Below are 4,137 nucleotides of genomic sequence, written 5' to 3' on the forward strand. Positions count from 1 at the left end.
ATTGGTTAGATAGGATGCTTTTTACAAAGGGTATACTTAGCTATTTTACTATGGTTGTACTACCGGACATGATATGACACGGCTTTTATTCAATAGAAATCAGATTACCTCCATCCCAGATACAATCGGGCAATTGTCGAACCTGACCAAGCTTTACCTCCGTGAGAACCAGATTACCTCCATCCCAGATGCAATCGGGCAACTGTTAAATCTGACAGAGCTTGACCTCTATAAAAATAAAATTACTTCCATCCCAGAGGCGCTTCGGCAACTGTCTAAGCTGACATACCTTGACCTCAGTGGCAATCAGATAACCAAAATCCCAGAAGCGCTCGGCCAACTGTCCAATCTGACAGAGCTTAACCTTAGTAACAATGAGATTACCTCCATCTCAAGCGCGCTCGGACAACTGTCGAATCTGACACGGCTTGACTTCAGTAGGAATCAGCTTACCTCCATCCCAGAGGTGTTCGGGCAACTATCGAATCTGACATGGCTTGACCTCCGTAGAAATCAAATTACTTCCATCCCAAAGGCGCTCGGGCAATTGTCGAATCTGACAGAGCTTTACCTTAGTGACAATCAGATTACTTCCATACCAGAGACGTTCGGACAACTGTCGAATCTGACCAAGCTTTACCTCGGTGATAATCAGATTACCTGCATCCCAGAGGCACTGGGGCAATTGTCGAATCTGAGAGGGTTTTACCTCAGTAACAATCAGATTACCTCCATCCCAGAGGCGCTCGGCCAACTGTCGAATCTGATATGGCTTTACCTCAGTAACAATCAGATTACCTCCATCCCAGAGACGCTTGGTCAACTGTCCAAGCTGACAAAGCTTTACCTCTGTAGAAATCAGATTACCTCCATCTCAGAGGCGCTGGGGCAATTGTCGAATTTGATGTGGCTTTGCCTCAGTGACAATCAGATTGCCTCCATCCCAGAGGCGTTAGGGCAACTGTCGAATCTGGTAGGGCTTTACCTCAGTGGCAACCAGATTACCTCCATCCCAGAAGTGCTAGGGCAACTATCGAATCTGAAATATCTTGACCTCAGTGGCAATCAGATAACCAAAATCCCAGAGGCGCTCGGCCAACTGCCGAAGCTGAAAATAGATGAATAGGCTGAGTGAGCTTTAATAGTTTCCAGCTTTAAATGGGGAAATTTGATATCCTGACCGAGCTGTCGCACTTCCAAGCCCTAGGCGGGGAAAATATAGTATCCCCGCCTAGAACAAGGTTTTGGAGCAAGCTGGAAAATGGGGTTTTTTCCGGCGAAGAGTGTCTGTCATTTTAGATATCCTATTTTTGGTTATGTTTCAATCCCTGATAGGGTTTTAGGTTTTTTCCGTTATCGGGCGCGCGTTCGAGAGTGATGGAACCAAAACTGCCTATAAAGGGAAGCTCAAGGAAAAACCAATAACCTACCGCAATATAGCCATAAAAGACTACTTAAAATTTGCAAAACACACACAACGATTCCGCCAACTAAAAAGCAAAGTGATTAAAAAATAACTCCGCTATATCAAAAAAACTTAGCTCGTATTTAACAGCTAATCGAGTTAGAGACTTATCTAGAAAATCTCACGAAAAAGCAATATAAAACCTTCCTAATTGTAGGATTATCAAAATCTATGCTTGAGCAAATCACAGACCACAACTTATATTTTTCCGGAATTTAATGCCAAATTAATTGCTAGGAGTGATTTACCCCCACTTATTCACAAAAACCTAAACCTTCAATTATGAGCGGATTTTTACCTGCCATATTTGCGGTATTTGCGATTCGCGCTTCCGAAAAATATTATTGGCGAATTGCCTAAAACTTACCCAAATTAACTTAAAATCAGTAGAGTGGCATTTACCTTAAAACTACCTATGACAAAAGCCGAAATTAGCACCGAAAACATCACAGTTCCTAACGGGGATTTGCAAATAGCTGCATACCTAGCCCAGCCAACCTCCCCAGGACAATTTCCCGCAGTTATCGTGATTCAAGAAATCTTTGGCGTCAACGCGCACATCCGCGAAGTTACTGAAAGAATAGCAAAAGAAGGATATGTGGCGATCGCCCCAGCCATTTACCAGCGTCAAGCCCCCGGCTTTGAAACCGGTTACACACCCGAAGCCATCCAAATCGGCAGAGAATACAAAGAAAAAACCACAGCTTCCGAACTTCTGGGCGATATCCAAGCAACCATCGATTACCTCAAAACTCTACCCTCTGTCAAACAACAAGGTTTTGGCTGCATTGGTTTCTGCTTTGGAGGACACGTCGCCTACCTCGCCGCTACTTTGCCCGAAATCAAGGCTACAGCGTCGTTCTACGGCGCCGGTATCGCCACCCAAACCCCCGGGGGCGGAACCCCGACGATCGCCCGCACAGCAGACATTAAAGGCACTCTATACGCCTTTTTTGGCACTCAAGACCCCAGCATTCCCTTAGAACAAGTTGACCAAATCGCCGCAGAATTGCAAAAACACAGTATTTCTCACCAAATTTTCCGCTACAATGCCGATCACGGCTTCTTCTGCGACCACCGCGGCAGTTACGACGCTACGGCAGCAGCCGACTCGTGGGTGCAGGTGAAGCAGCTATTTCATCAGCAACTTCAACCAGCTTAGAGAGTGGGAGATGGGGAGATAGGGAGATGGGGAGAGTGGGAAAATTTTTTCTACTGACGACTGCCAACTAAATTACTGACAACTGACAACTAAACTGACATGAATTCCAAATCTACAGGTTCTCAAAGCGCAAAAGCATCCTTTTCAATGGATGATTTTGCTAAAGCCCTCGAACAGCACAATTACGAGTTCCAGAAGGGACAAGTAGTGCGCGGCAAAGTGTTCGAGTACGACTCAAACGGCGCGTATGTTGATATCGGCGGCAAGTCTTCGGCTTTTTTGCCGATCGAAGAGGCTGCTTTGAGAACAGTAACGGATTTGTCGGAAGTGGTTCCCCTGGACGAGGAACGGGACTTTTTGATTATCCGCGAACAAGATGCAGATGGCCAAGTTACCTTGTCTCTGCGGCAGTTACAAATTCAGCAAGCTTGGGAAGATTTAATTGATTTGCAGGAAACGGGTAAAGTTCTTCAGGTGCGGGTTACTGGGGCGAATAAGGGCGGCGTGACAGTAGATGTTCAGGGAATGCGCGGTTTTATTCCCCGATCGCACTTAGTCGATCGCGATAACCTAGAATCGCTGATCGGTCAATCGTTAAGCGTTAATTTTTTGGAGGTCGATCGCGAACGAGAAAAACTCGTACTTTCCCAGCGGATGGCCACTCAATCGAATGCCTTCAAGGATTTGCAAATTGGTCAGTTGGTGGAAGGAAAAGTCAGCAGCATCAAGCCTTTTGGCGTGTTTGTGGACTTGGAAGGAGTTAGCGGTTTGCTGCACATCAAGCAAGTTAGCCAAAAATATATTGATAACCTTGGAAAGGTGTTTGCTCCCGGTCAACCCCTGAAAGCGATCGTGCTTGACCTCGATGAAAGTCGCGGCCGGATTTCACTTTCTACTCGGGTACTGGAAAATTACCCAGGGGAAATGGTGGATAAAATGGCGGATGTTATGGATACCGCAGAAGAGCGATCGGAACGCGCTCGAAAGACTCTTTCTTAAGTGTTGATATAATTACCACCCCGACTTCTTAAAGAAGTCGGGGCTCTAAGAGCGCGATCGTTTTAGGTTTAATTAGGTTGATTTACTTATTTTGCATTTTACATCAACTTTTTATACCCGTTTCCAAAAAGAATCCCACTATAGCAATCCTCACGCCATTTGTGAATTTCTTACTTTCTCCCCGCAGGTTCGGGGAGGGTTGGGGTGGGGTAAAAAATTTACGACTCCTGCAAGAATTGCTATATAGGCTAACTCCAAACCCCTATCTAGTAAGTTAATACCTCTCGCCAATCAAAAATCCACAAGTGTCTTATAGTCATTTCAAATAAATGTGAGACAAATGCAAGATGATGTAAAATCAAGAAAAATTGGTAATTGCTCAACTAGGGGAAAAAAGGGAGCCATCAGTAGAGAGAGCTTGTTGAATGGATTGATACAGCGGTTCCCGCTGTTATGAGGTACAATTAAGAATAATAAAATATCATTGTGTAATCAAAGCTAATGAAAGCAT

At 44.9% G+C, this 4,137-nt stretch carries 3 protein-coding genes; all 3 read left to right on the forward strand.

Translation table 11 applies throughout. The features are described 5' to 3' along the window. Positions 1-73: 73 nt before the first annotated feature. The 3 genes from QUB33_RS28785 to QUB33_RS28795 all read left to right on the forward strand — a co-directional run bounded on the left by QUB33_RS28785 (position 74) and on the right by QUB33_RS28795 (position 3,626). Positions 74-1,126 (forward strand): leucine-rich repeat domain-containing protein, encoded by a 1,053-nt coding sequence (locus tag QUB33_RS28785; RefSeq protein ID WP_333357869.1) that lies wholly within the window; start codon positions 74-76, stop codon positions 1,124-1,126. 754 nt (positions 1,127-1,880) lie between these two features. Continuing rightward, complete coding sequence (locus QUB33_RS28790) at positions 1,881-2,627, forward strand: dienelactone hydrolase family protein (protein ID WP_333357872.1); 747 nt, start codon at positions 1,881-1,883, stop codon at positions 2,625-2,627. A gap of 99 nt (positions 2,628-2,726) precedes the next feature. Then, complete coding sequence (locus QUB33_RS28795) at positions 2,727-3,626, forward strand: S1 RNA-binding domain-containing protein (RefSeq protein WP_333357874.1); 900 nt, start codon at positions 2,727-2,729, stop codon at positions 3,624-3,626. Positions 3,627-4,137 lie beyond the last annotated feature (511 nt).

Source organism: Microcoleus sp. B3-A4, from assembly GCF_036705385.1.
In the GTDB taxonomy this organism is placed as follows: Bacteria; Cyanobacteriota; Cyanobacteriia; order Cyanobacteriales; family Microcoleaceae; genus Microcoleus.